Here is a 23,653-nt window from a genome sequence, read left to right on the forward strand (position 1 = left end):
ATCAAATTGTACGGAGCCCTGCCCCAAGGTTCACCAGGGCAGGGACTCCATGATCCGGCGGTCGGTCCTTGCGGCAGGGCGTCCTGCCGCAAGGACCGACCGCCATCCGCAGGTGTCAGGCGCCGAGCGTGCGGAAGAAGGCGCGGACGTCGGCGACGAACGCCTCCGGCTGCTCGAGTGCGAGGAAGTTGCCGCCGTGCTCCAGCTCGCTCCAGTAGGTGACGTTGTGGTCCCGCTCGGCGAAGCGGCGGATGGCGATGTCGGTGTGCAGGGCGACAACGACACCGGTCGGGACGGTGCCTCGCGGCTTGGGGGCCCAGGCGCCGGCGTCGTGGCCGGCCTCGTAGTAGAGGTTCGCCGAGGAGCCGGCCGTGCCGCTGAACCAGTAGACGCTGATGTTGGTCAGCAGCCGGTCGCGGCCCACGGCGTCCTCGGGGAGTTCGGCGGCGGGGTCGGTCCACTCCTTGAACTTCTCGGCGATCCAGGCGAGTTGGCCGACCGGCGAGTCGTGCAGGCCGAAGGCGAGGGTCTGCGGGCGGGTGGACTGGATGGCGTTGAAGCCCATCTTGTCCTGCTGGAAGTTCTCCAGCCGGGCCAGCCGCTCGGTCTCGGGCCCGGTCAGGCCTTCGAACTCGGCGGGATCCCCGGAGGGGAAGGTGACCAGGCCGTTGACGTGAATGCCGACGATCCGCTCGGGTGCCTGACGCCCCATCTCGCCGGCTATCCAGGCGCCGCCGCCCGTGCCGTGAACGCCGTAGGAGGTGTAGCCGAGACGGTCCATCAGCTCGACGAACGCGCCTGCGATACGGCCGTTGTTCCAGCCGGCCTCGCCGAGCGGACCGGAGAAGCCGGTGCCGGGCGTGGAGGTCACGATGACGTGGAAGTCCTGCGTCAGCGGGCGGATGACCTCGACGAACTCGACGAACGAGCAGGGCCAGTCGTGCACCAGCAGCAGCGGGAGCGCCTCCGCGTTCTGCGAACGGGCGTGCAGGAAGTGGATGTTCTGGCCGTCGATCTCTGTGGTGAACTGGGGGAACTCATTGAGCTCCGCCTCCGCCTTGCGCCAGTCGAAACCGTCGGCCCAGTACGCGGCCAGGGTCTTGAGGTAGTCGGTGGGCACACCCCGGCTCCAGCCGGCGTCGGGGATCTCACTGCCCCAGCGGGTACGTGCCAGCCGCTCGCGCAGGTCGTCGAGCTCGTCCTGCGCGACGGCGATGCGGTAGGGGCGGATCCGGTCGTCGGTGTTGCTGCTGCTGGTCTCCATGGGTAAGACAGTATTCTCGATATAGGCACGTTACGTTCCTAATAACACCTCAGGCTGGACTTCATGCTGGATACCTCCGCACGTTTGCTGCGTCTGCTCTCGCTGTTGCAGACCCGGCGGGACTGGCCGGGATCCGAACTGGCCGAGCGCCTGGGAGTGAGCGGCCGCACCGTCCGCAACGACATCGACCGACTGCGCGAACTCGGCTACCCCGTGGACGCCACACGCGGAGCGACCGGCGGCTACCGGCTGGGCGCGGGCGCGGCGATGCCCCCGCTGCTGCTCGACGACGAGGAGGCGGTCGCGGTGACGATCGCGCTGCGCACCGCGGCACAGGGCGCCGTCCCCGGCACCGAGGAGACCTCACTTCAGGCGCTGGCCAAACTGGAGCAGGTGCTGCCCTCACGGCTGCGCCGACGGGTGCGGACACTCCAGGCGTACACCGTGGCCGTGCCGGCCGACCGCCCGGCGCCGACCGTCTCCGCGGACGTGCTCACCGCCGTGGTCTCCGCCTGCCGCGACCGGGAACGGCTGCGCTTCGACTACCTGGACCACGCCGGGTCGCCCACCCGCCGTGTGGTGGAGCCGTATCGGGCGGTGAACTGGGGACGGCGCTGGTACCTCGTGGCGTGGGACGTCGAGCGCGAGGACTGGCGGACCTTCAGGATCGACCGGATCCAGCCCCGCACCCCGACGGGACCGCGCTTCACCCCGCGCGAACCGCCCGGCGGCGACATCACGGCGTACGTCTCCCGACGGGTGTCCAGTGCGGCCTGGCGCTACCACGCGCGGGTGACCTTCCATGCCCCGGCGACGGCGGTGCTCGAGCAGATCAACCCCGCGGTCGGCACTGTCGAAGCGCTCGACGCCGACAGCTGTGTCCTGATCACCGGTGCGGACACGGTGCAGACCCTCGCCGTCTACCTGGGCATGCTCGACTTCGACTTCACCGTCACCGTCACCGAGCCCACGGAACTGGTCACGTATCTCCGCCGGCTGGCGGACCGGTACGCCCGCTCCACTCCGCCCGAGCGCTGAGTGGATCCACCTCGCTGTCCTCGCTCGGCTCGTTCCCGAACGGCTTGACGTATGCCGATATGAGAATATGATCGTGGCCATGGCACGAGCAGCCACGACGTCAGACGTCTTCAACGCGATCGCCGAGCCGCAGCGCCGGGACATCCTGGCGCTGCTGCGGCGGGGCGAACGGCCGGTGACCGACCTGGCCCAGGAGCTGGGGATGACCCAGCCGGGGGCGTCCAAGCACCTGCGGGTGCTCCGGGAAGTGGGGCTGGTGAAGGTCCGCGGGGCGGGCAGGCAGCGCCTCTACGGCCTGGACGCCCGCGGGCTGCGGCCGGTCCATGAGTGGGTCGGCGGATTCGAGGAGTTCTGGAACGACAGTTTCGACCGCCTCGACACCTATGTGCAGGACCTCAAGCAGGCACGGCAGGAGGAATGACCGATGGCAGCAGGAAGGCAGGAGACGGGGGCGGTGACGGCCGACCGGGAGATCGTGGTCTCCCGGGTCATCGACGCCCCTCGGGAGCTGGTGTTCGAGGCGTTCACCGAGGTTCGGCACCTGGCGCGGTGGTGGGGTCCGGAGGGGTTCACCACCACCACGCGGTCCTTCGAGTTCTGCGCCGGCGGGGTGTGGGACTTCGTGATGCACGGACCGGACGGGACCGACTACCAGGAGTGGATCTCCTGGAGCGAGATCGCCCCGCCGGAGCGGATCGCGCTGCTGCACGGTGAGTCCCGCGACGACCCGAACGCCTTCCGGTCGGTCCTCACGTTCGCGCCGGACGGCGCGGCGACCCGGATCGAGATGCGCACGGTGTTCCCCACCAAGGAACTGCGTGACGAGGCGGTCGAGAAGTATCACGCGATCGAGGGCGGGCAGCAGACCCTGAGCGGTCTGGCCGCCTACGTCGCCGACCTCGTGCGGAAGGGGGCGGAGGGCTGATGGCCGGGAAGGTGTTCTTCAGCGTGTCGATGTCGCTGGACGGGTTCGTCGCGCCCGAGCCCGTGCCCGCCCAGGGCGAGCTCTTCGCGCCCGACAGGCAGGACGACCCGGATGTCCGGCGCTGGATGGCGCAGTGGGCGGAGTTGCAGCAGTGGGTGTTCCCGCTGCGGTTCTTCCGGGAGAACCTGAAGCTGGGCGAGGGCGGTGAGGAGGGCCTCGACAACGACATGGCGAGGACGACGTTCGAGCGCACCGGCGCGAGCGTCATGGGCAAGCGCATGTTCGATCTCGGCGAGCAGTCGTGGCCGGACGAGGCGCCCTTCCACACCCCGGTCTTCGTCGTGACGCACACCAAGCGTGATCCTTGGGAGCGGCCCGGCGGCACCACGTTCCATTTCGTCGACGACGGCATCGAGACCGCGCTCGACCAGGCCCGTGCGGCGGCCGGCGACCGCGACGTCCGCATCGCCGGCGGCGGCGCGACGATCCTGGAGTATCTGAACGCCGGCCTGGTCGACGAGTTCTCGATCGCGCTGTCGCCGGTGCTCTTCGGCGCCGGTACCCGGCTGTTCGACGGCGTCGACGCGTCCAAGGTCGCGCTGGAGCCGGTCCGTTCGCAGGCCTCGGCGCGGGTGACGCATCTGACGTATGCCGTGCACTCACGGTAGCCGCGCCACCGCTTCACCCGGCGCCCCGGCAGCGCGGCCCAGGCCTGCGACGACCCCGACCTCGCGGACGGAGCGGTCGGCTGGTCACACTGGGGCCATGGAATACGTCGGCAGGGTGCCCGCTCCGCCGCTGGACCGGTTCATCGACGACATCTACTGCCTGACCGGGGTGCCGGACCACCGGCTGATGAGCGTCCCGCCGATGCCGTCCGCGCACTTGTTCCTACACCTGGACGGGCCCGTCCGGCTGTGGGACTCCGACCCTTCGACGCCGTCGGCCGTGTTCACGGACGGGTGGTTCATGGGCGTATGGACCAGGCGTTTCCTCTTCGAGTACCCGGCGCATGTGCGGCTCCTCGGCGTGCACTTCAAGCCCTGGGGCATGGCGCCGTTCATCGGCATGCCCGCGGCGGAGCTGCGCGACCGGTGGGTGCCGGTCGATGCCGTCTGGCAACGGTCCATGGACCGGATGCGCGACCGGGTCGGCGAGCTCACGTCGGCCGCCGAGATGCTGCGGGCGCTGGAGGAGGAACTGCGATCGCGACTCGCCGACGCCCCGGCACGCGGCCTCGACCTGGTCCAGTACACGGGCGGGCGGCTGGAGGTCACGCACGGCACGATCCCGGTCGGTGCGCTGGCCGAGGCCGCCGGGGTGAGCGGCAACCACCTGGCCAACCTCTTCAAGGCCCATGTCGGGGTCACCCCGAAACGGGTGGCGCGGATCTACCGCTTCGCGCGGCTGATGGTGTCCGTGGACGCCCTGGGCCCGGTCGACTGGGCGGAACTCGCCCAGACGGCGGGCTACTTCGACCACGCCCACTTCAGCAGGGAGTTCAAGGACTTCACCGGACACACCCCGACGGAGTACCTGGCCCTGCGCCGCCGGTTCCCCGTCGAGCGGCGCGATCCGCAGGACATCGGGCCGATGCCCGCCGATTGATTTCTTACATGCCCGGATCCCCGCGAAGCGCGAGCATGGCGGCGAACGCGCAAGAAGACATCAAGACATGGAGGACGACCCGTGGGCACGGTGATCATGCAGAGCGTGGTGTCGGTGGACGGCTTCATCGCCGACGACAAGGGCGATGTCAGGTCCCTCCACGAGTGGTACTTCAGCGGGGACGTCCCGATCGTCGTAGGCGAGGAGGGGCCGTACGACCATTCCGGAACCGGAAACGGCATCAGGGTCTCGCACGCGTCGGCGGACTACGTCCGGTCGGTGTGGGAGTCGATCGGCACGATCGTGATGGGCCGCAACCTGTTCGACCAGGTCAACGGCTGGGAGGGCAGTCCGCCCGCGGGCGATCACGTGGTCGTGGTGTCCCACCGGCCCAAGCCCGAGGGTTGGCACCCCGAGGCGTCCTACCACTTCGTCGACGGCGTGACGGCCGCGATCGCCAAGGCCCAGGAACTCGCCGGTGACCGGATCGTCGCCGTGAACGCCGGCGATGCGGGCGCCCAGATCCTCGCGGCCGGCCTCGTGGACGAGGTGGCCATGGACCTGGTCCCGGTGGTGTTCGGGTCGGGTATTCGCTTCTTCGGCGGGATCGACGGGCAGCAGCTGCTGGAGGACCCGCACGTGGTCATCCAGGGCGAAAGGGTCCTGCACCTCAGGTTCAAGGTGCGCCGCTAGGGACCGACGACGGTTGCGGCAGGTCAGTTGTCGCGGGCGAGCCAGACGGGGGCGCTGCTGCCGCGGGGAAGCAGGACGTCACGGAAGCGACCGGGGGTCCTGGACAGGATCACCTGGTCGGTGACGCCCTGGTAGTGGCCGCAGGGGGTGTCGGCGGTGAAGGTGTCGGGGTCGAGGTAGGCGTGCGGGGAACCGGGATCCGGGTCGAGGGCGGTCCGGTGGGCGTACGTGCGGTCGAAGAGGCCGAGACTGAGGATCCAGGTGGCGATGCGGGTGAGGTTGAGGGTGACGCGGTAGCTGCCGCCCTCGGTGGCGCGGCGCATGAGGGCGGCGAGTGCGCCGGTGGTGGCCAGCCATGAGAGGACGTAGTCGTTGACCACGTTGATGTACGGGAGGGCCGGCTTGCTGGTCGGCCGGGCGGCGATGCCGTCCTCGCCCTCCATGAGCATGATGCCGGTGAGAGCTCCGGCGGTCTGGTCGAAGCCGACCCGGTGGGCCCATGGGCCGCTCTCGCCCGCGAGGGTGATGCTGATGTGGACGATGCCGGGGCGGACGGCCGCGGCCGCCTCGGCGCTCAGGCCGATCTTCTCCAGGTAGCCGGGGCGGCGGTTGGCGTAGAAGAGGTCGGCGTCGCGCAGCAGGTCGTGGATCTTCGTATGTCCGTCGGTGCTGTAGGGGTCGAGTGTGGTGGAGCGGACGCCGACGTTGGCGGTGTTGTACGTGGAGTCGTGTTCCAGTTCGTCGGGGCGCCAGATGTTCAGCACGTCGGCGCCGTGTTGGGCCAGGTCCCGGCCGATGCCGGCGCCGGCGATGACGTGGCCCATCCCCAGGGCGCGTACTCCGGAGAGCGGCTGGTCGGCTGCGGCGGGGAGGGGTTCGGGTCGGCTGTCGCCGATCTTCTCGATCCTGATGAGTGGTTCCCGGGCGATGTACTCGTACGCCGGATGCCGCAGGAACTCCTCGGTGGTGCGCAGCATCGGCATGACCACGCCTGCCTCGTCACCGGCCTGTTCCAGGTCGGCGGCGTCCCACTGGGCGACGGCGTCCGCGACGGCCTGCTCCTCGGGCCAGGTCCGCAGCAGCTTGTAGACGGCGTTCCTGATCTTCGGGTAGGGGTTGAGCGGCATGACCCAGCGGCCGTCGCGGGTCCGGTAGAAGCCGAAGCTGAGGGGGCTGGCCGGATCCGCGGAGTTGCCGCCCGGGTAGCCGTTGAGCAGCTCCCACTTCTTGTCGTAGAAGGGGCAGAGCCGGTGCGGGGCTTTGCGCAGGTCCATCGTGATGTCCTGACCCTCGCCGCCACGCTGCCGCCAGAGCGCGGCCAGGGCGACGGACTTGGCGGTCAGTCCCAGCGCCGGGACGGCGCCCAGGCGCATGACGCTCGGGACGATCGGATCGCTGCCGATGAACGTGATCCTTCCGCCGCTGTCCTCCGGACGCAGGCCGACCGGGACGAGGACGTCACGCAGGGCGAGGTGGATGTCGAAGCCTGCGTCACTGGTCAGCGGATGGGCGATGGCCTCGTGGATACGGGCGGTGAGTTCGGCGGCGGTCATGGTTGCGGCGACCTCTGCTTCGTGGTGGGAGTGACGGCGTTATGACTCTGTGCCAGGCGGTACGGCTCTGTGGCACGCCTTCCCAAATGCTGACGAATCTATCGTTATGAATGCGTTCGGCGTGCGTCGGCACAACCTCTCGTCGGTTCGGCAGTCCTACTTTCCGGGGTACGGATGACGACAGGACACCAGGCCGCCTTCTTCCTGAGGGAGTTGGAGACGGCCGACACATGCCGGAAGGCGGCAGCGGCGAAGGGACTCGGCATGCTCGGCGGCGCCGAGCACGCCGCGGCGCTCGTACGGGCGGCTGCCGACCCCGCCCCGGAGGTCCGCGCGGGCGCGGCGGTGGGCCTCGGCAGGCTGGGGGTCCCCGAGGCCGGGGCGGAGGTCCTGCCCGCGCTGATGGGCGACGAGGATCCGTGGGTGCGCAGGAAGGCCTCGCTCGCGTCGATCTGGCTCGGGCTGAGCGACTCCGACGTCGTGGAGGCCTATGGGCGGTTGCTCAGCGATCCTGACCATCACTTGCGCATCAACGCCTTGGAGGCGCTGCACGAGCTGGGCTTGCCTGGTGATGTTCCCGCGCTCGTCCGGCTGTTGGGGGATCCGGCACAGCGCATCTCAAGTCTCGCTTCGGCCATGGTCTGGGGCTCCCTGAAGGACCCGGACGTCGAGGCGGAGTTGGTCCGTACAGCCCAGTGGGGCGAGGACGCCGCGCGTGCGAGCGCCGTGTTCATGCTGCCGGACCAGGCCCGCGACCGACTGCTGCCGACCCTGCTGAGAAATCTCACCGACGACCTTTCTGTCAAGGTGCGCCGCGCCGTGGCTTGCCGACTGGTGTACATGAACCGCCCGGAAACGCAGGACGCGGTGTTCGCGGCTCTGGAGACGGAGCGGGACCCGGAGATGGCAGCAGAACTGTTGTCCCTGCTTGCGCGCTCGGGTGACGAGCGACTGCTGGATCCAGCCACGCGCTGGCTGAGCGACGAGCAGGCCGGCGCGTCGGCCGCCGCCGCCCTAGGGTCGGTCGGAGGCACGGTTGCCACGAGGCTTCTGCGGGCTGTCCTGACCGACCCGAGGGCGGCCGCCGGCACACTCACGGCAGCGGCCACGACGTACGCGGAGATGGGGAGACGGGACGCTGTGCGGCTGCTGCTCCCCCTGCTGGACCATGCCGCACCCGGCGTGTACGAAGGTGCGCTGCGCGGCCTGGGTACCCTGGCCGAGACCGGGTTCCGGCCGGGGGAACAAGCGGCGGTCGCCCGGGCGTTGGTGACCCGTCTCCGCCCCGACCGGTACCTGGTCGTGGTCGCGAAGGAGGTCCTCGCGGGCTCGGCGGAAGCTCTGCCCGGCATGCGAGAACTGGTCGACCGGACTTCCTCCCCCATTCTCCGAGCCGCCGCGTTGTCGCTCCTGGACCCGCACAACGCGACGGACGCCGACACCCCGCACGATCTGCCGCTCTTCGTCCGGCACTTGGACGACACGGACAGGTGGGTGAGCATGGCCGCCGCAGAGGGCCTCGCCCACTCGGTGCAGGAGACGGGCACCCTCCCCGCGGACGAGGAGAGGGTGCGCGCCCGGCTAACTGTCCTGGCCTCGGACCCCGCGGGTCCCGTCCGTGAGGCGGCTACCGAGGCGATTCGAGTCCTGGACGACCACCGGAACAGCTGACGGCACAGGGGTACCGGCGGCGGCAGCCGTCGTACCTCCAGCCACATTCCGCCTCACACACGGCCGTTGGGTACCGAACGACCCGCGCCCACCTAACTCCTAATTTAGGAATTAATATTGACGCGCGCCGGCGACCGCTGCAAGATCCTGGGCACCAACCCGCAGACGATCGGGCGCTGACTGGCAGCGGTACCTCGGGCACACGACCGGGACGGGCCTGCACGCGTGATCGGACAGTGAAGGACCCGCTGTGAAACGACATCTCACCGTCCTGTTTGCCCTCCTGATCTCCTTGCTGGCCGTACAGGCGCCCGCCCATGCCGTCCCTTCGGCGAGCAGTTCCGGCCGTGCCGACGCCACGGCAGCCACCTCGAAGCAGGCGCTCGGCCAGACGCCCTACATGGGCTGGAACACCTACTACGCGCTGGGCGGCGATCCGACCGAGTCGGAGATCAGATCGGTGGCCGATTTCCTGGTCAGCAGCGGTCTGCGCGACTCCGGCTACCAGTACGTCTGGATCGACGGCAACTGGGCGGCACCGACCCCGCGCAGCGCGGCCGGTGATCTGGTGCCCAACCCGGCCCAGTTTCCCAACGGGCTGAAGCCGCTGGTCGATTACATCCACAGCAAGGGCCTCAAGGCAGGCATCTACACGGACGCCGGCCCCTACATCCCGGGCAAGTGCGGCCTCGGCAGCCACGGTTACTACCAGCGCGACGCGAACCAGTTCGCCGCCTGGAAGTTCGACGCCGTCAAGGTGGACTACCTCTGCGGGATCGCCGCGGACCTCGACCCCAAGACCGTCTACACCGAGTTCGCGAAGGCGCTGCGGAACAACTCCAGCGGACGCCCCATGATCTTCAACCTCTGCAACCCGGTGACCTCTCCGGACTGGGGCAACTACCCGGAGTCGCAGCAGTCGACGAACTCCTGGTCCTACGCGCCCGCGATCGCACAGTCCTGGCGGACGTACACCGACGTCGGTTTCGTCGGCGAGATCAAGTTCAAGGACGTCCTGCGGAACTACGACGCGAACGCGCGGCATCCCGAGGTCGCCGGGCCCGGGCACTTCAACGACCCGGACTACCTCGGACCCGAACTGGGGATGAGCGACGAGGAGTTCCGTACGCAGATGACGCTCTGGTCGGTGGCGGCGGCGCCGCTGGTGATCGGCAGCGACGTCCGCAAGCTCAGCAAGACCTCGCTCGGCATCCTTGAGGACCGGGACGTCCTCGCGATCAACCAGGACTCCGCCGGCGTCCAGGCCATCCGCGTCGGCCCCGCCGGTACGACGGAGACCTGGGTGAAGCGGCTGGCCAACGGGGACCGGGCCGTGGTGTTGCTGAACCGGGGGGACACTCCGGCGACGCTGACCACGACCGCCAAGTCGGTCGGGCTGTCCGGGAGTCGGTTCACTCTGAAGAACGCCTGGACCAACCAGGTCACGGAGAGCGGCGGCACTCTCAGCGCGGCCGTTCCGGCGCACGGCTCGGCCCTGCTCCGGGTCGCCCGGGCGACGGGCAAGCCCGGTGTTCCGCACGTCGTCGCCGGCCTGCCGCAGGTGACGAAGGTCGGCAGCGACGCGGTCACGGCGGGCGTGGCCCCGGTGGCCGCCGGCGGCGACCAGGCTCAGGTCGAGGTCAACGTCCGTAACGACGGGACGCGTTCAGTGTCCGACCCGCGGGTCGAGCTGAAGGTGCCCGCCGGGTGGACGGTCCGTGCGGCCGGCAAGACACCGAAGGTGCTGAAGCCGAACCGCTCCGCGAACGTGGCCTTCACCGTGACCCTCCCGGCCACCGCCGCACCCGGCAGCGCCGGTCTGACCGCCACCACCTCGTACGAGGTGCCTGGCAAGGGGCGGCTGCGTCAGCAGACGACCACGGCGTTGACGGTGGCACCGGCGGCACCCAGCGGTGACGTCGTCCTGTCCCACCACGACTGGATCAGCGCCACCAGTGGATGGATGAGCCCGACGGTCGACCGCAGCGTCGGAGGCTGGACGCCGATCAGCATGCTCGGCCAGGAGTACCCGACCGGCATCGGAGTCGCCTCGCCCTCCACGATCCGCTACTACCTCGGCGACCGGTGCACCCGGCTGAACACGACCGTCGGCATCGACGACGCGGTGCGCAACGTCGGCCCGGAGGGCGGCACTTCGACCTTCCAGGTCATCGGCGACGGCAAGGTGCTGTACGACAGCGGTGTGCTCGGCCGCGACGACGTCCGCCAGGCCGACATCGACCTGACCGGCGTCCGCGTGCTCGACCTGGTGGTCGGCGACGCCGGCGACGGCGGCTACAACGACCGCGCCAACTGGGCGGGCCTGAACGCCAGTTGCTGACTCGAATCCGCCGCACCCACGTGACAGCTCACGTGGGTGCGGCGGATTCGCTGCGAGGTTGTCGGAACAGACCTAGGGCGTGACGGTGATGTTCGTCAGGCCCTTACGGGCGTTGGTGACGGTGTTGGAGGAATACACCACGTTGGGGTTGCTCGCGCACTTGGAGGCCGACGACACGTAGATCGCGTACTCGCCCACACCGCCGAGGTCGGACTTGTTGTTGCGCCAGACGTTGCCGCAGCCGTAGCCGTCGAGCAGGTTGTGGGTCTCGTAGCCGTTGGCGAAGGTGCCCGGCGAGGAGAACGTGCCCGTGTTGTTCTCGATGACGTAGTTGTTGCCCTTGGCGTCGATCCACGAATCGCCGGAGTTCTGGCCGGTGATGCCCGTTCCGTTGAAGGTGTTGCCGCGGATCACCCCGCCCGTGGTGCCCTCCTTGATGTCGATGCCCTCCGCGGCCACGTTCGGGCCGATGCGGTTGCCGATCACCTGCACGCGGTGGGAGGCGTCCACGCCCGTGGAGTCGGCGTAGCAGGCGAAGTTGGAGTTCGAGGAGCCGATGTAGACGCCCTCGCCGTATCCCGGCTGGACGAGACCGGTCTTCTCGACCGTCGAGTTGCGGATCACCCCGTCGGCCGAGGAGCGGCGGAAGTGCACTCCTTCCTCATCGATGTCGTGGACGTACAGGTTGTCGATGACGACCTTGGTCGCGGTGTCGAGGACGATGCCCTTCTTGGACTCGGCCACGGTGAAGCCGGACAGATTCCAGTTGCTCGCCTTGAACAGCCACAGGCCGTAGCCGGAGTCGTAGCCGTCGGCGGGGGCGGGGCAGCTTCCGGTGGGCTCGCCGGCCGGCCCGTCGTTGATGAGCACGGCGTTGCGCGGACCGGTGAGGGTGATGGGCTGGGACGCGGTGCCGGACCGCTGGGTCACGAACGAACCCCGGTAGGTGCCGGCGGCGAGGTTGATGGTCTGCCCCGGACTGGCCGCGGCGAGAGCGGACTTGAGCTGAGCGGCCGTGGAGACGTTCACCACGGGGCCGCTGGGCGGGGGGTCGGTCGGCGGATCGGTGGGCGTGGTGCCGCCGTCGGCGTACGCCTCGACCTCGAAAAGTGAGTATCCCCAGGCGGTGGCCCGCTTGGTTCCCTGAACGCGCAGATAGCGACCGGTACCGGTGACGGACACGTCGTCGGTTCCCCCGTCACCGGCGGTCGTGCTGTACAGCTGCCGCCAGGTGCTGCCGCTGTCGGACAGTTCGAGGCGATAGCCGGAGGCGTAGGCGGCCTCCCACTTCAAGACCACACGGGAGACCGAGGTGTTCGCGCCCAGGTCGACCTGGAGCCACTGATTGTCGGAACCCTCCAGGCTTGCCCAGCGGGTGGATGCCGAGCCGTCGACGGCTCGGGCGCCGCCGAGTTCGCCGGTCTCGGACGAGGAGACGGTCACCGGGCGGTTGAGCGCCAGGTTCGGGGCGGCCGCGGGGAGGGCGGAGACCGAGGAGGCCTCGCCGATTCCGACTAACAGACCACCGGCCAGAGTTGCCGCGCAAAGGGCGGCCCATGACCTTTTGAGTGAGGGGGGCATGACACGGATGGTGGGCGGCAGCAGGACTGAGCGTCAAGACGTATGTTAGGAAACTTTACTATCCAACCGTTGTCCGCCACTCCCCCGTCGCCGGGTCCCGAGAATCCTCGGCAGCCAACTCGCCGCCACCAAAGCCTCCTTGAGCTGCGGTCGAGCTTCACCACGCAGCCCCCGACGAGGCGTCCACGCATCCTGAAGCGCTGTCACACCCCTTGCCCCGCACGATGCGCCACTGCTATCTCCTTAAAAGGTTAGGAAAGTTTCCTTACAGCTCACGTCAAGCGACTTCGTCGTGCAACCGCACGCGCAACCCCCCACTCATTGGAGTCCACGCCCATGAAACCGTTGCGCTCACCCCGCCCCGGGGCACGCGCTCTCACCGCGTCCGCCGCCGGATTGGCACTCGCACTGGCCGCGGTGCTCCCCGCTTCGACCGGAGCCTTCGCGGCCGCCCCTTCCACCGCGCGGCCGACGCCCCTCGCCGCCGTCGTCCACGAGGCCGAGACCGCCACCGTGTCGCGCGGTGTGGTGGAGTCCAACCACGCCGGCTTCACCGGTAGCGGATTCGTCAACTACGACAACGTCACGGGCAGTTACGTCCAGTGGGCGGTCGATGCCGCCAAGAGCGGCCCCGCCTCGCTCACGCTCCGCTTCGCCAACGGGACCACCGCCAACCGCGCCATGGACATCACCGTCAACGGCACCAGGATCGCCGCCGCCAGGGCCTTCCCCGGCACGGGCGCGTGGACGAACTGGTCGACCGTCACCCTCGCCACCGACCTCAAGGCGGGAGCCAACACCGTCCGGGCGACCGCCACCACCGCCAACGGCGGGCCCAACGTGGACCATCTGTCCGTCGACACGGCCGAGGACCCGGGCGGTCCCGGCGGGCCCGGCACCGGCACCCCTGCCGGGATCAACGGACGCCTCAAGGTCTGCGGCACCAAACTGTGCAACCAGTACGGCAACCCCATCCAGTTGCGCGGCATGAGCAGCCACGGCACCCAGTGGTACAGCCAGTGCCTCACCAACGGCTCGCTGGACGCCCTGGCCACGGACTGGCGCGCGGACGTCCTGCGTGTGTCGACGTACGTCCAGGAAGGGGGCTACGAGACCGACCCGCGCCGCTTCACCGACCTCGTGCACAGCCTCATCGAACAGGCCACCGCCCGTGGGCTGTACGTCATCGTCGACTGGCACCAGCTGACGCCGGGAGACCCGAACCACAACCTGGCCCGCGCCAAGACCTTCTTCACCGAGATCGCGCAGCGCCACAAGTCCAAGACCAACCTGATCTACGAGATCGCCAACGAGCCCAACGGTGTCAGCTGGTCCAGGATCAAGACCTACGCCGAACAGCTGATACCGGTGATCCGGCAGCAGGACCCGAACACCACGATCCTGATCGGCACGCGCGCCTGGTCGTCCCTGGGCGTCTCGGACGGCAGCACCGAGAGCGAGATCACGTCCAGCCCGGTCAACGCCACCAACATCATGTACACCTTCCACTTCTACGCCGCGTCGCACGACGACGAGTACCTGAGCACCCTGTCCCGCGCGGCCGACAAACTCCCCATGTTCGTCACCGAGTTCGGCACGCAGAACTCGGCGGGCGAAGGAGCCAACGACTTCACCATGTCCAAGCGCTACCTGGACCTGATGGCGTCGAAGAAGATCAGCTGGGTGAACTGGAACTACTCCGACGACGACCGCTCCGGTGCCGTGTTCAAGCCAGGCACCTGCGACGCCGGCGGCCCCTGGACCGGAACCGCACAGCTGAAGCCCGCCGGGACCTGGATCCGCGACCAGATCCGCACTCCCGACAACTTCCCCACCACGTAACCGTTTTCCCCGGAGCGGTCACCGGGGCATCCCGGGATGCGGCCCACCCTTCGGAGTCGTCGACAAGCGGAACGTCGGCGACGCCGAGGGGTGGGCGGGTGACACTCCGATCAGCGGCAGCGATCGTCGTCGGCATCTCGGCCGGTTCGGTCGCCGGCTCTCCTTCCCATGGGTTCAGCTGCGTTCGGGCTCCACCGGGAGCCACAGTTCGGCGTCGGCTTCGCCGGTCCGCGGCGAAAAGCGGGCGCGCAGGATCTCCGGGCCGCTGCGGGTGCGGTACGGGTTCGACGGGAACCACTCGGTGAAGACGTCCCGCCACAGGTTCTGGATGGTGTGCGGCGCCGGCCCGGAAGTGGTGAAGACCGCCCAGGCGCCGGCCGGGACGGCCAACGTGGTCGCCCCCTCGTAGGCGGTCACGGAGGTGATCACGCCTTGGTAGTAGTCGAGTTCGGTGCCCTCGGCGCGGCTGGGGTCCAGATCGTCGCAGACCGCGACGATGCCCTCCGGTTCCTGGTCGGACAACTGTTCCAGGCGCTTGAGGATCTGTGGATCGATCCCGCGGACGAAATCCATGATCGCTTTGTTGGGCCCTGTATGCACCAGCGGTACTCGCACCTTCTGCCCGACGACGGTGAAGTCCGTCTTGTCCACGACGCGGTATCGCATGCTGCCGCTGCCTTCGACGGTGAGCCGGAAGGCCATCCGGGACTGGGAGTTGAGCGCGGCGCCGGTACGCCGGGCCTCGCCGGGTCCGATGCCGTGCATGGCACGGAACGCCCGAGCGAACGCCTCGCCGGATCCGTAGCCGTAGCGCACCGCGATCTCCAGCAGGGTGTCGCGCCCGGCGAGTACCTCGGCGCCCGCGAGGGTGAGCCGGCGGCGCCGGATGTACTCCGACAGCGGCATGCCGGCGAGCGCGGAGAACATCCGGCGCAGGTGGTACTCCGAGGTGGCCGCGAGGCGTGCCAGTTCCTCCACGTCGACAGCCCCGTCGAGATGGTCCTCGATGTGCTCCATGGCCCGGTTCAGACGCTCCAGCACCCTCGTCCTCTTTCCTGTTCCCTTCCACCTTCCACGACCTCACCTGGCCGGCGATGGTCGTGGAGCACGTCTATCCGGCACTGCGGTCGGCGCCGTCCCCGTCCGGACCGGGAGTCTCCCGCCCCAAGCCCCGACGGATCGCGACCTCCACAGGTGAGTACGCTCCGTCGGCCCGGTCCAGTTCGTACGGCGCAGCCGGCATCAGTGGCGGCTGGGCCATGAAGCGCGGCCGTACCCCATGGTGCGGTTGCGCCGCGTGCACCAGGAACGGATGGCACAGGAAGACGTCGCCCGGGGACCCGGTGGCGAGAGCGAGCGGCCGGTGGTCGGACGCGGCGACCAGATCGGGGGCGAGAGTCAGGCCGCTCGCCCCGTCCTCCCCGTACTTCTCCAGCACCTTCGGTGCGTCGAGGTGTGAGCCGACCCGGATCCGGGTCGGGGCGTCCTCCACACCGACCTCACTGAACAGGAACAGCATCAGCAGCGCCCGGCCCGCGGAGCGCAGGTTGGTGAAGTACCAGCTCTCGCCCTCCGGCAGATAGCTGCCCTCGATGTGCCAGCCCGCATCGTCCGGCTCGTCCTCGTGCGGGAAGCGCAGCGGGAACGTACCCAGCGAGTAGCGCGGCTCCCAGCGTCCCGCGCCGACGAGCAGGTCGTACGCGTGATGCAGGGCCGGGGAGTTGGGCGCGGCGGCGAACGGCCCTTGCGCCATGCCGGTCACCCAGTGCACGGGCTGTGTCCACGTCGTAGGGTCGTCCGGGTCGCAGCCCGTCTCCCGCCACAGCAACCGGGCGCAGTCCGCGGCCACGCGCGGCGCGACGGCGCCCTCCAACTTCACGAAGCCGTCGCGGAGGAAGCGGCTCACCAAGATCGTGTCGTCCATGCCCTCATCGTGCGACGGCATCGGCTCCGATCACCCGACATTCCCCGCACCGCCTTCGTCGGGTGTTCACGAGCTGCTTCCCACCTTTCCGCGAGCCTCAACGGCCGTTCCCTGAAAGGCAGACGGCTGAGGGGAGGCGGGTGCGGCGGTGGGCCGCTCACGACGCGGCGCGTGAGGCCACGATCAACGTGGTGGTCAGCTCGATGTGGGCCGCCAGCGCGGCCACGGCGGAGTCCGCGTCGCCGTCGAGCGTGTGCCGGCAGATCGTGGCGTGCTCCTGCGCCGGGTCGCGCGCGGCGTCGAACGGGTCGATCGCTTCCTGCCACCGGCGGTAGAGGCAGGCGCTGCTCCGCAGTGCTGTCGCGATCGCGTAGAGCCGTGGGCTGCCGGCCCCGGCGAGCAGCGCGTCGTGGAAGTCCGCGTGGGCGGCTTCCCACGCCGGGGTGACGCGGGTCGGGGCGGACGCGTCGCGGCGAGGTGTGTCCGCGAGAGTGAAGTGGGTCGCGACGATCCGGGCCCGCCACGCTCTGTCGCCCCGCTCGATGCCCCGCCGCAGGGCCAGGCACTCGATGTCCGTCCGCGTCCGGGTCAGATCGAGCAGGTCGACGACGGAGATCGGCATGACCTGGAAGCCGACCTGCGGGTTGGCCAGTACGAGTCCCTGTTCGGCCAGTCGGCTGAGCACCTCCCGGATCAGCCCGACGCTGGCGTCGTACGCCTGGCACAGCGGCGTGAACTTGAGCCGCTCACCCGGTGCGAAACGCCCGGCGAGAATGTCGGCCCGCAACCGGGTGTGCACCTCGTCGGTACGGGTCTTCGCACTGGTGGACATGCGGAGCAGGATACACAGATTCGATACAGGCCAAGATATTCGAATATCCATTGACACCTCGAACACCTTGAGTTCAGACTTCCGGCTCATGACCTCTACGACGAAGCGCACTGTCGTCATCACCGGTGGTGGCACCGGCATCGGCGCCGCCACCGCGGAACTGTTCGCCAAAGCCGGCCACGACGTCACGATCACAGGCCGCCGTGCCGACGTACTGGCCACCACCGCCGAGCGGTTGGGCGTGGCCCACGTCGCGTTCGACGCGGCCGACCCGGCCGCCGTGCAGGCGGCGCTCGACCAATTGCCGGACGCCGTCGACGTGTTGGTCAACAACGCCGGCGGCAACACCGACCGGCGCCGCCCGCCGGCCGCCGAGGGCGACCTCGCCGGTGTGGCCGACGCGTGGCGGGCCAACTTCGAGGCCAACGTGCTCACCACGGTCCTCGTCACCGAGGCGCTCAAGCCGCGGCTGACGGACGGGGCACGCGTCGTCACCGTCGGATCGATAGCGGCCAAGCAGGGATCCGGTTCGTACGGCGCGGCCAAGTCCGCCCTGGAGGCGTGGAACGTCGGCCTCGCGAAGACGCTGGGTTCCCGCGGGATCACCGCCAACGTGGTGGCGCCGGGCGTCACCGCGGACACCGAGTTCTTCGCCGGCACCGTGTCGGAGGAGTGGATCGCGGCACGCGTCTCCACCGCGTTCAACCGCCGGCCCGGCACTCCGGAGGAGATCGCGGAGGCGATCTTCTTCCTCGGCCGACCCGACTCCGGCCATCTGACCGGCCAGGTGATCCACCTCAACGGCGGCGCCTACGCCGCGAGATGACCACTTGCCGTACCGGTCCGTGGTGCGGGTCGCCGACGGTGGGAGCGCGTCGGCGACCGTCTCGGACGCTGCCGAAGGGGGCCGTCAGGCCGTCACCTCCAGCTGTCCGGTCAGTTCGATCGAGCGGCAGGAGCGGCCTACGAGTACGTCGAACAGGCCAGGTTCGACGGTCGTCCGCATCCGCTGGTCCACCAGGGCGAGTTCGCGCGGGGAGAGGGTCATCGCGACCGTGGTCCTCTCGCCCGGGGCGAGGTCGACCTTGACGTAACCGCGCAGCATGCGTTCGGGCAGGGACACCGACGCGAGGCGGTCGCGCAGGTAGAGCTGGACCACCTCCTGGCCGTGCCGGTCACCGGTGTTGGTGACGTCCACCCGGACCACCGTGCTCTGGTCCGCCCGGATGCGGGGGCGGGAGATCCGCAGCCGGGCGTAGGAGAAGGTGGTGTAGCTGAGACCGAAGCCGAACTCGTACAGCGGCGAGGCACTGAGTCCGACGTAGTCGCCTGCCTGGGCCCGCATGCGCTTCTGGTCGTAGGTGAGCGGCAGTTGACCGACTCCGCGCGGCACCGTCACCGGCAGCCGTCCGCTCGGACTGACCTTGCCGAACAGCACCTCGGCGACGGCCCTCCCGCCGAACTCCCCCGGCAGGAACGCCTCGACGATCGCCGGCACGTGCTCGGCGGCCCAGTTCACCGCGAGGGCGCGGCCGTTGACGAGTACGAGCACGACGGGCGTGCCGGTGGCGTGGACGGCCTTCAGCAACTCCTCCTGTACACCGGTCAGTTCGAGATCCGCCGCGTCCCTCGACTCGCCGTCCGTACTGTCCGCGCTTGCGAAAGCCGTAGGCCGCTCCCCCAGGACGAGAACGGCGACATGCGCGGCACGGGCAGCCGCGACGGCGGCCGGGATGCCCGAGCGGTCGCCGCCCGTCACCTCGCACCCCTTGGCATGCCGGATCGTCACGCCGTCCGGTGCGGTGGTGCGCAGTGCGGACAGGACCGTGGCCACGGGTGCGCCGGGCGGCCACGGGGTGTAGTCCCCCAGCAGATCGGCCACGTCGTCTGCGTTCGGGCCGATCACCGCGAGCCGGCGCACGGACGGGCCCAGCGGCAGCAGGTCGCCGCTGTTCTTCAGTAGCACGATCGACTCGCGCGCGGCCCGCAGCGCCACCGCCTGGTGGGCCGCGCTGCGCACGGTCGCCTCGGCGCGGTCCGGGTCGACGTGGGTCCGGTCGAAGAGGCCCAGGCGGTACTTGAGGTTCAGGACCCGGCCGACCGCGCGATCGACCAGTCGCTCCGGGATCTCGCCCGCGCGCACGGCGGCGGCCAGTTCGCCCAGGTAGGCCTCCTCCCAGGTGATGCCGACGTCCACGCCGGCGACCAGCGCCAGTGCCCCGGCCTGCCGCTGGTTCTCGGCGAGCCCTTCCGTCACCAGGGTGGTCAGGCCGCCGCCCTCGGCGATCACGACACCGGTGAAGCCCAGTTCGCCGCGGAGCACTTCGGTGAGCAGGAACCGCGAACCGTGTGTCGGGACACCGTCGATCGTCGACTGGCAGGCCAGCGTCATCAGCGCGCCCTCCGCTCCGAAACCTGCCTGCCAGGGCGGCAAGTGCGTCTGGCGCAGCGCGCGTTCACCGATCTCGACCGAACTCCCCTCCAGGCCGCCGACGTTGGGCGTCTGCGCCGGGAAGTGGCAGAGGGAGGCGGCGGCCCGGCCGGACCCGGCGGGGTCGGTGCCCTGCACCCCCTGCACGACGGCCGCGACCAGGCTCGCCACATGGAAGGGGTCCTCGCCGAAGAACTCGCACACCCGGCCCAGCCGCGGGTCGCGGGTCAGTTCGGCGGGCAGGGTGTTCAGCACGTGTACGCCGACGCTGCGGGCCTCGGCGGCGACGCAGGCGTACACCTCCCGCACGAGGGCGGGGTTCCAGGTGGCGCCCATGCCGGGGCCCTCGGGGAAGATCGTCGCGCCGGGGGCGCTGAAGCCGTTGGTGCCCTCGGCGATCTGGAGCAGCGGGATGCCCAGGCGGGTGCGGGCGGCGAACTCCTGGAGACGGTTGGTGAGTTCGGCCTGCTGCCGGGGAGTACGGGGGTGTTCGACCGGGATCATGCCGCTCACGGTCTCGTTCATCAGCCCGAGGAAGCCGCCGCCCGGACCGAGGAAGTCCCGCCAGGTCCCGGCGACGAAACGGGCCCGGTCCTCGTCGCTGGTGACCGGGGAGTCGGGCGGGACCAGACCGGCGGGCAGCACCTGGGGGATGTTCAGCTGCGCGATCTTCTCGGGGAGGGTCATGCGGGCGAGGAGGGGTCTGACTCCGGGGTGCCAGCGGGATTCTTCGTCGGTGGCGGCGGAAGCGGTCGCCGTGGCAGTGGCGGCACTGGTGTCAGTGGCACTGGCAGTCCCAGTGGTGGCAGCGGTGGTGGCCTGGGCGGTCCGGGCCGGCCCCGCGGCCGTCGCGCCTGCCGCGGCGACGACCGCCGAACCGAGCAGGCGGCGACGGCTGAGTTCGCTCCGGGCGGGCTCGGTGCTGTCGGTCATGACGTCCTCCTGTGCGGGTTTCGTCCGGCGAGCGTAGGAATCGGGTCCGTCGCCAGGACACGGCCGGAGGTGGCTGACGGCATCGACCAAAGTCGTACTCACCGAAGACCTTGCGCCGATGCGCACACGCAGGGCGTCGCCGCAGGCTGGGACCATGAACACAGAGCGGACGTCAGGAACGGGACCGTCGGGAGCGGGTTCGCCAGGAGCGGGTACGTCGGGAGCCGGACAGCCCCAGGGCGACTACGTGGGCGCCACTGCGGCCGAGCTGCGCGCGAAGACCGGCGCCGACCGGATCTCGGCCGGCATCAGCCAGAAGGTGCTCTTCCAGCGCCGCGGGGTCATCACCCTCGCCCAGGACCGGCTGGTGCTGGGCGGGTGGAGCGAGGGCGCCGACCTGGTCCTCAGCCGCGCCGAGATCACGAAGGTCGAGACACGGTTCACGGAGCTGTACGGCCGTTTCATCGGCGGTCTGCTGAACGCGGGCAAGCCGTTGATCCTGGACACGACCACGGTCGGCGAGATCTACCTGCTGATCGACCGCAAGGAGTTCATGGAGACGACCCGGGACCGGGAGTGGGAACGACAGATCACCGCATGGCTGACGAGCCCGGCCCCGACCTCCCGGTCCTGAGCCGGCTCCCCGCCGAGCCGACCGGCGGTCCCCGCACCGCACGCGACGTCGCGGTCGACGCGCTGTGCGTACTGCTGGCGGCGGCCCTCGCGGCGGTGGGGATCTGGCTGGACCCGACGTCGGACCGGATCCCGATCGGCGTGGACGTCGTGGCGGGGGTGGCCGGAAGCGTCGCCCTTCTGTGGCGACGGCGGTTCCCGGTCCCCGTGGCGGTCGGCCTGATCGCGCTGTCCGTCGTCCTGCCCGTGGTCGGTGCGGCGAGCGCGATCGCGCTGTTCACGGTCGCGGTGCACCGCAGGGCGGCGGTCGCCTGCGCGGTCACCGTGCCGGCGGTGCTGTCCACGCCGTTGGAGTACCTGCTGTGGCCGGGCACGGCCGGGCCCGCCGGGACGCTTGGCGGCTCTGCCGGATCCGCGGCGCTCTGTCTGGCGCTGACCGGCTGGGGCGCTGTCGTCCGATCCCGCCGTCAACTGGTGCTGGCCTGGGCGGATCGGGCCCGGCAGGCCGAGACCGAGCAGCGGCTGCGGGTCGAGCGGGTTCGCAGGGCCGAGCGCGAGCGGATCGCGCGCGAGATGCACGACGTACTCGCCCATCGTCTGTCCCTGCTGAGCCTGCACGCGGGCGTGCTGGAGTACCGGCGGGGTCTGCCATCGGAGAAGTTGGCGGAGACGGCGGCGGTGATCCGGTCCGGCGCTCATCAGTCGCTGAATGACCTGCGGGAGATCATCGGCCTGCTGCGCGCCCCGGACATCGAGCGCGACCGCCCGCAGCCGACGCTCGGCGACCTGCCCGCGCTTGTGGCGGAGAGCCGCACGGCGGGCCTGTCCCTTGCATACGAGAACCGGCTGGACCCGGCCGCCGAGGTCCCCGAACAACTCGGCCGGACGGGATATCGGATCGTGCAGGAGGCGCTGACCAACGCCCGCAAACACGCGCCGGCGCGGGGCACGGTCCGGCTCGAAGTACGGGGCGGACCGGGCGAGGGCCTGACCATCGAAACGGCGAACCGGCTGCGCCACCTCGGTGACGGGACGGTCGCTGGCAGCACGCCGATCTCCAGCAAGACGCCAATCACCAGCAGGGCGCCCGTCTCCGACGAGGAAGCGGCCTCCGGCGACGGGACGGTCCCCGCCGGCACACCGGCCCCCGGCGAACAGACGGCACTCGGCAAGGCGACGACCCTCGGCCACGAACCAGCCACCACCCCCGTCCCCGGCAGCGGCACCGGCCTGGTGGGCCTGGCCGAACGCGTGTCGCTCGCCCGGGGTCGGTTGAGCCATGGACCCACGCGCGACGGCGAATTCAGGCTGACCGCGTGGCTGCCGTGGGCGCCATGAGCACCGCCGCCGCCCGGGTCCGGGTGCTGATCGTGGACGACGACCCACTCGTCCGCTCCGGCCTCGTGAACCTGCTGGAGGGCGGCCCCGGCCTGGAGGTCGTCGGCGAGGCGGGCGACGGCGCCGAGGCGCTGACCGTCGTGGAACGGGCCGTACCGCCCGTGGACGTGGTCCTGATGGACATCCGCATGCCCCGCGTCGACGGCATCACCGCTACCGAGCGGCTCCGGTCGCTGCCCGTGCCTCCCCAGGTGCTGGTGCTCACCACCTTCGACACGGACGAGCAGGTCCTGCGGGCGCTGCGCGCGGGCGCCGCCGGCTTCCTGCTCAAGGACACCCCGCCGGACCGGATCGTGTCCTGCGTGCACGGCGTCGCGGCCGGCGAGCCGGTGCTGTCCCCGGCCGCTGCCCGCCGCCTGTTCGACTACGTCGCCGAGGACCCCGCCCCGGCCCGCCGCACCCGCGCCCGCACCGCGCTGGCGGCTCTCACCGCACGGGAACGCCAGGTCGCCGAGGCCCTCGCCGACGGCCTCACCAACCAGGAGATCGCCGTGACCCTGCACATGAGCGTCGCCACGGTGAAGGCCCACGTCACCCGCCTCCTGCGGGAACTCGGCCTCAACAACCGTACGCAGGTGGCGTTGTTGGCGTACGACGCACGCGCCGACCGGTGAGGCGCGCGGGGCACACGGGACACACGGGGCACACCTACCCCTTGGACGAGCGCGAACCGTACGCAGGCCCGAACACCACGAGCAGCACCAGGTCTTCGGTCACTTCTGTGAATCGGTGTTCTTCACCGGCCGGCACGAAGATCACCTGCCCGGGGCCCACCTCGTCCGTCCGGCGCGGTGTTTCGATCTTGGCGCGTCCGGCTGTGACGACATAGATCTCGTCCTCGGTGTGCGGGCTCTGGGTGTCTCGCCCGCCGACCGGGATGCAGTACGTCCCCACCGACAGATCCGATGTCCGTAGCTGTTCGATCCAGTCGTTGCCCGCTTCGCCGGGATGCCTCCACACGCCTGCGCCCTTGATGATCTCCATGA

The 23,653-nt window shown here is 70.0% G+C and carries 21 protein-coding genes; 13 read left to right on the forward strand and 8 right to left on the reverse strand.

Annotated features, from left to right (window positions below; translation table 11 throughout):
• Positions 1 to 115: 115 nt before the first annotated feature.
• The gene (locus tag ACWD5F_RS05810; protein ID WP_451251444.1) at positions 116 to 1,264 is read right to left on the reverse strand and encodes an epoxide hydrolase family protein; all 1,149 of its coding nucleotides are present in this window, start codon (positions 1,262 to 1,264) and stop codon (positions 116 to 118) included.
• A 63-nt stretch (positions 1,265 to 1,327) separates the two neighbouring features.
• On the opposite strand from ACWD5F_RS05810, the gene ACWD5F_RS05815 reads away from it, so the two are divergent.
• The 6 genes from ACWD5F_RS05815 to ACWD5F_RS05840 all read left to right on the forward strand — a co-directional run bounded on the left by ACWD5F_RS05815 (position 1,328) and on the right by ACWD5F_RS05840 (position 5,528).
• Positions 1,328 to 2,302 carry a helix-turn-helix transcriptional regulator gene (locus tag ACWD5F_RS05815; protein WP_451251446.1) on the forward strand — a complete coding sequence of 325 codons (975 nt, stop codon included), beginning with the start codon at positions 1,328 to 1,330 and terminating at the stop codon, positions 2,300 to 2,302.
• Between the two features lie 79 nt (positions 2,303 to 2,381).
• Complete coding sequence (locus ACWD5F_RS05820; RefSeq protein WP_401714714.1) at positions 2,382 to 2,723, forward strand: ArsR/SmtB family transcription factor; 342 nt, start codon at positions 2,382 to 2,384, stop codon at positions 2,721 to 2,723.
• 3 nt (positions 2,724 to 2,726) lie between these two features.
• Positions 2,727 to 3,227: an SRPBCC family protein gene (locus tag ACWD5F_RS05825; RefSeq protein WP_451251448.1), complete on the forward strand. Its 501-nt coding sequence runs from the start codon at positions 2,727 to 2,729 to the stop codon at positions 3,225 to 3,227.
• Positions 3,227 to 3,895 carry a dihydrofolate reductase family protein gene (locus ACWD5F_RS05830; protein ID WP_451251450.1) on the forward strand — a complete coding sequence of 223 codons (669 nt, stop codon included), beginning with the start codon at positions 3,227 to 3,229 and terminating at the stop codon, positions 3,893 to 3,895. Before ACWD5F_RS05825 ends, ACWD5F_RS05830 begins: the two co-directional genes overlap by 1 nt.
• A gap of 97 nt (positions 3,896 to 3,992) precedes the next feature.
• Positions 3,993 to 4,835, forward strand: coding sequence for a helix-turn-helix domain-containing protein (locus ACWD5F_RS05835; protein WP_451251452.1), 843 nt, complete (start codon positions 3,993 to 3,995; stop codon positions 4,833 to 4,835).
• 81 nt (positions 4,836 to 4,916) lie between these two features.
• Entirely contained in the window at positions 4,917 to 5,528 is a 612-nt protein-coding gene (locus ACWD5F_RS05840; protein ID WP_401714722.1) for a dihydrofolate reductase family protein, read from the forward strand.
• A 23-nt stretch (positions 5,529 to 5,551) separates the two neighbouring features.
• Here the strand turns inward: ACWD5F_RS05840 and ACWD5F_RS05845 are convergent, their stop codons facing one another.
• Complete coding sequence (locus tag ACWD5F_RS05845; RefSeq protein WP_451251454.1) at positions 5,552 to 7,081, reverse strand: CoA transferase; 1,530 nt, start codon at positions 7,079 to 7,081, stop codon at positions 5,552 to 5,554.
• A 174-nt stretch (positions 7,082 to 7,255) separates the two neighbouring features.
• On the opposite strand from ACWD5F_RS05845, the gene ACWD5F_RS05850 reads away from it, so the two are divergent.
• Both ACWD5F_RS05850 and ACWD5F_RS05855 read left to right on the forward strand, forming a co-directional pair.
• Positions 7,256 to 8,752, forward strand: coding sequence for a HEAT repeat domain-containing protein (locus tag ACWD5F_RS05850; RefSeq protein ID WP_451251456.1), 1,497 nt, complete (start codon positions 7,256 to 7,258; stop codon positions 8,750 to 8,752).
• A gap of 250 nt (positions 8,753 to 9,002) precedes the next feature.
• Positions 9,003 to 11,093, forward strand: coding sequence for an NPCBM/NEW2 domain-containing protein (locus tag ACWD5F_RS05855; protein WP_451251458.1), 2,091 nt, complete (start codon positions 9,003 to 9,005; stop codon positions 11,091 to 11,093).
• Positions 11,094 to 11,165: 72 nt separating this feature from the next.
• On the opposite strand, the gene ACWD5F_RS05860 is transcribed toward ACWD5F_RS05855, so the two are convergent.
• Entirely contained in the window at positions 11,166 to 12,674 is a 1,509-nt protein-coding gene (locus ACWD5F_RS05860) for a discoidin domain-containing protein (RefSeq protein ID WP_451251460.1), read from the reverse strand.
• Between the two features lie 336 nt (positions 12,675 to 13,010).
• Between ACWD5F_RS05860 and ACWD5F_RS05865 the strand changes: the two genes are divergently transcribed.
• The gene (locus ACWD5F_RS05865) at positions 13,011 to 14,516 is read left to right on the forward strand and encodes a cellulase family glycosylhydrolase (protein WP_451251462.1); all 1,506 of its coding nucleotides are present in this window, start codon (positions 13,011 to 13,013) and stop codon (positions 14,514 to 14,516) included.
• Positions 14,517 to 14,690: 174 nt separating this feature from the next.
• Here ACWD5F_RS05865 and ACWD5F_RS05870 read toward each other — a convergent pair whose 3' ends face one another.
• From ACWD5F_RS05870 to ACWD5F_RS05880, 3 genes are all read right to left on the reverse strand, one after another.
• Entirely contained in the window at positions 14,691 to 15,557 is an 867-nt protein-coding gene (locus ACWD5F_RS05870; protein ID WP_451251464.1) for an AraC family transcriptional regulator, read from the reverse strand.
• Positions 15,558 to 15,627: 70 nt separating this feature from the next.
• On the reverse strand, positions 15,628 to 16,440 hold the full coding sequence (locus ACWD5F_RS05875) for a phytanoyl-CoA dioxygenase family protein (RefSeq protein WP_451251465.1): 813 nt from the start codon (positions 16,438 to 16,440) through the stop codon (positions 15,628 to 15,630).
• Positions 16,441 to 16,597: 157 nt separating this feature from the next.
• The gene (locus tag ACWD5F_RS05880; RefSeq protein WP_451251467.1) at positions 16,598 to 17,272 is read right to left on the reverse strand and encodes a GntR family transcriptional regulator; all 675 of its coding nucleotides are present in this window, start codon (positions 17,270 to 17,272) and stop codon (positions 16,598 to 16,600) included.
• An 88-nt stretch (positions 17,273 to 17,360) separates the two neighbouring features.
• On the opposite strand from ACWD5F_RS05880, the gene ACWD5F_RS05885 reads away from it, so the two are divergent.
• On the forward strand, positions 17,361 to 18,098 hold the full coding sequence (locus ACWD5F_RS05885) for an SDR family NAD(P)-dependent oxidoreductase (RefSeq protein ID WP_451251469.1): 738 nt from the start codon (positions 17,361 to 17,363) through the stop codon (positions 18,096 to 18,098).
• Positions 18,099 to 18,182: 84 nt separating this feature from the next.
• On the opposite strand, the gene ACWD5F_RS05890 is transcribed toward ACWD5F_RS05885, so the two are convergent.
• On the reverse strand, positions 18,183 to 20,636 hold the full coding sequence (locus ACWD5F_RS05890) for a glycoside hydrolase family 3 C-terminal domain-containing protein (RefSeq protein ID WP_451251471.1): 2,454 nt from the start codon (positions 20,634 to 20,636) through the stop codon (positions 18,183 to 18,185).
• A 154-nt stretch (positions 20,637 to 20,790) separates the two neighbouring features.
• Here ACWD5F_RS05890 and ACWD5F_RS05895 point away from each other — a divergent pair, with 154 nt between their 5' ends.
• Genes ACWD5F_RS05895 through ACWD5F_RS05905 form a run of 3 tightly spaced genes read left to right on the forward strand, consistent with a single transcriptional unit; the run spans position 20,791 to position 23,281 of the window.
• Complete coding sequence (locus tag ACWD5F_RS05895) at positions 20,791 to 21,270, forward strand: hypothetical protein (protein WP_451251472.1); 480 nt, start codon at positions 20,791 to 20,793, stop codon at positions 21,268 to 21,270.
• On the forward strand, positions 21,234 to 22,607 hold the full coding sequence (locus tag ACWD5F_RS05900; protein ID WP_451251474.1) for a sensor histidine kinase: 1,374 nt from the start codon (positions 21,234 to 21,236) through the stop codon (positions 22,605 to 22,607). Before ACWD5F_RS05895 ends, ACWD5F_RS05900 begins: the two co-directional genes overlap by 37 nt.
• Complete coding sequence (locus ACWD5F_RS05905; RefSeq protein ID WP_451251476.1) at positions 22,604 to 23,281, forward strand: response regulator transcription factor; 678 nt, start codon at positions 22,604 to 22,606, stop codon at positions 23,279 to 23,281. Before ACWD5F_RS05900 ends, ACWD5F_RS05905 begins: the two co-directional genes overlap by 4 nt.
• A gap of 34 nt (positions 23,282 to 23,315) precedes the next feature.
• Here the strand turns inward: ACWD5F_RS05905 and ACWD5F_RS05910 are convergent, their stop codons facing one another.
• Entirely contained in the window at positions 23,316 to 23,651 is a 336-nt protein-coding gene (locus tag ACWD5F_RS05910; protein ID WP_451251478.1) for a cupin domain-containing protein, read from the reverse strand.
• Between the last annotated feature and the right edge of the window lie 2 nt (positions 23,652 to 23,653).

Source organism: Streptomyces sp. NPDC002499 (assembly GCF_053595415.1).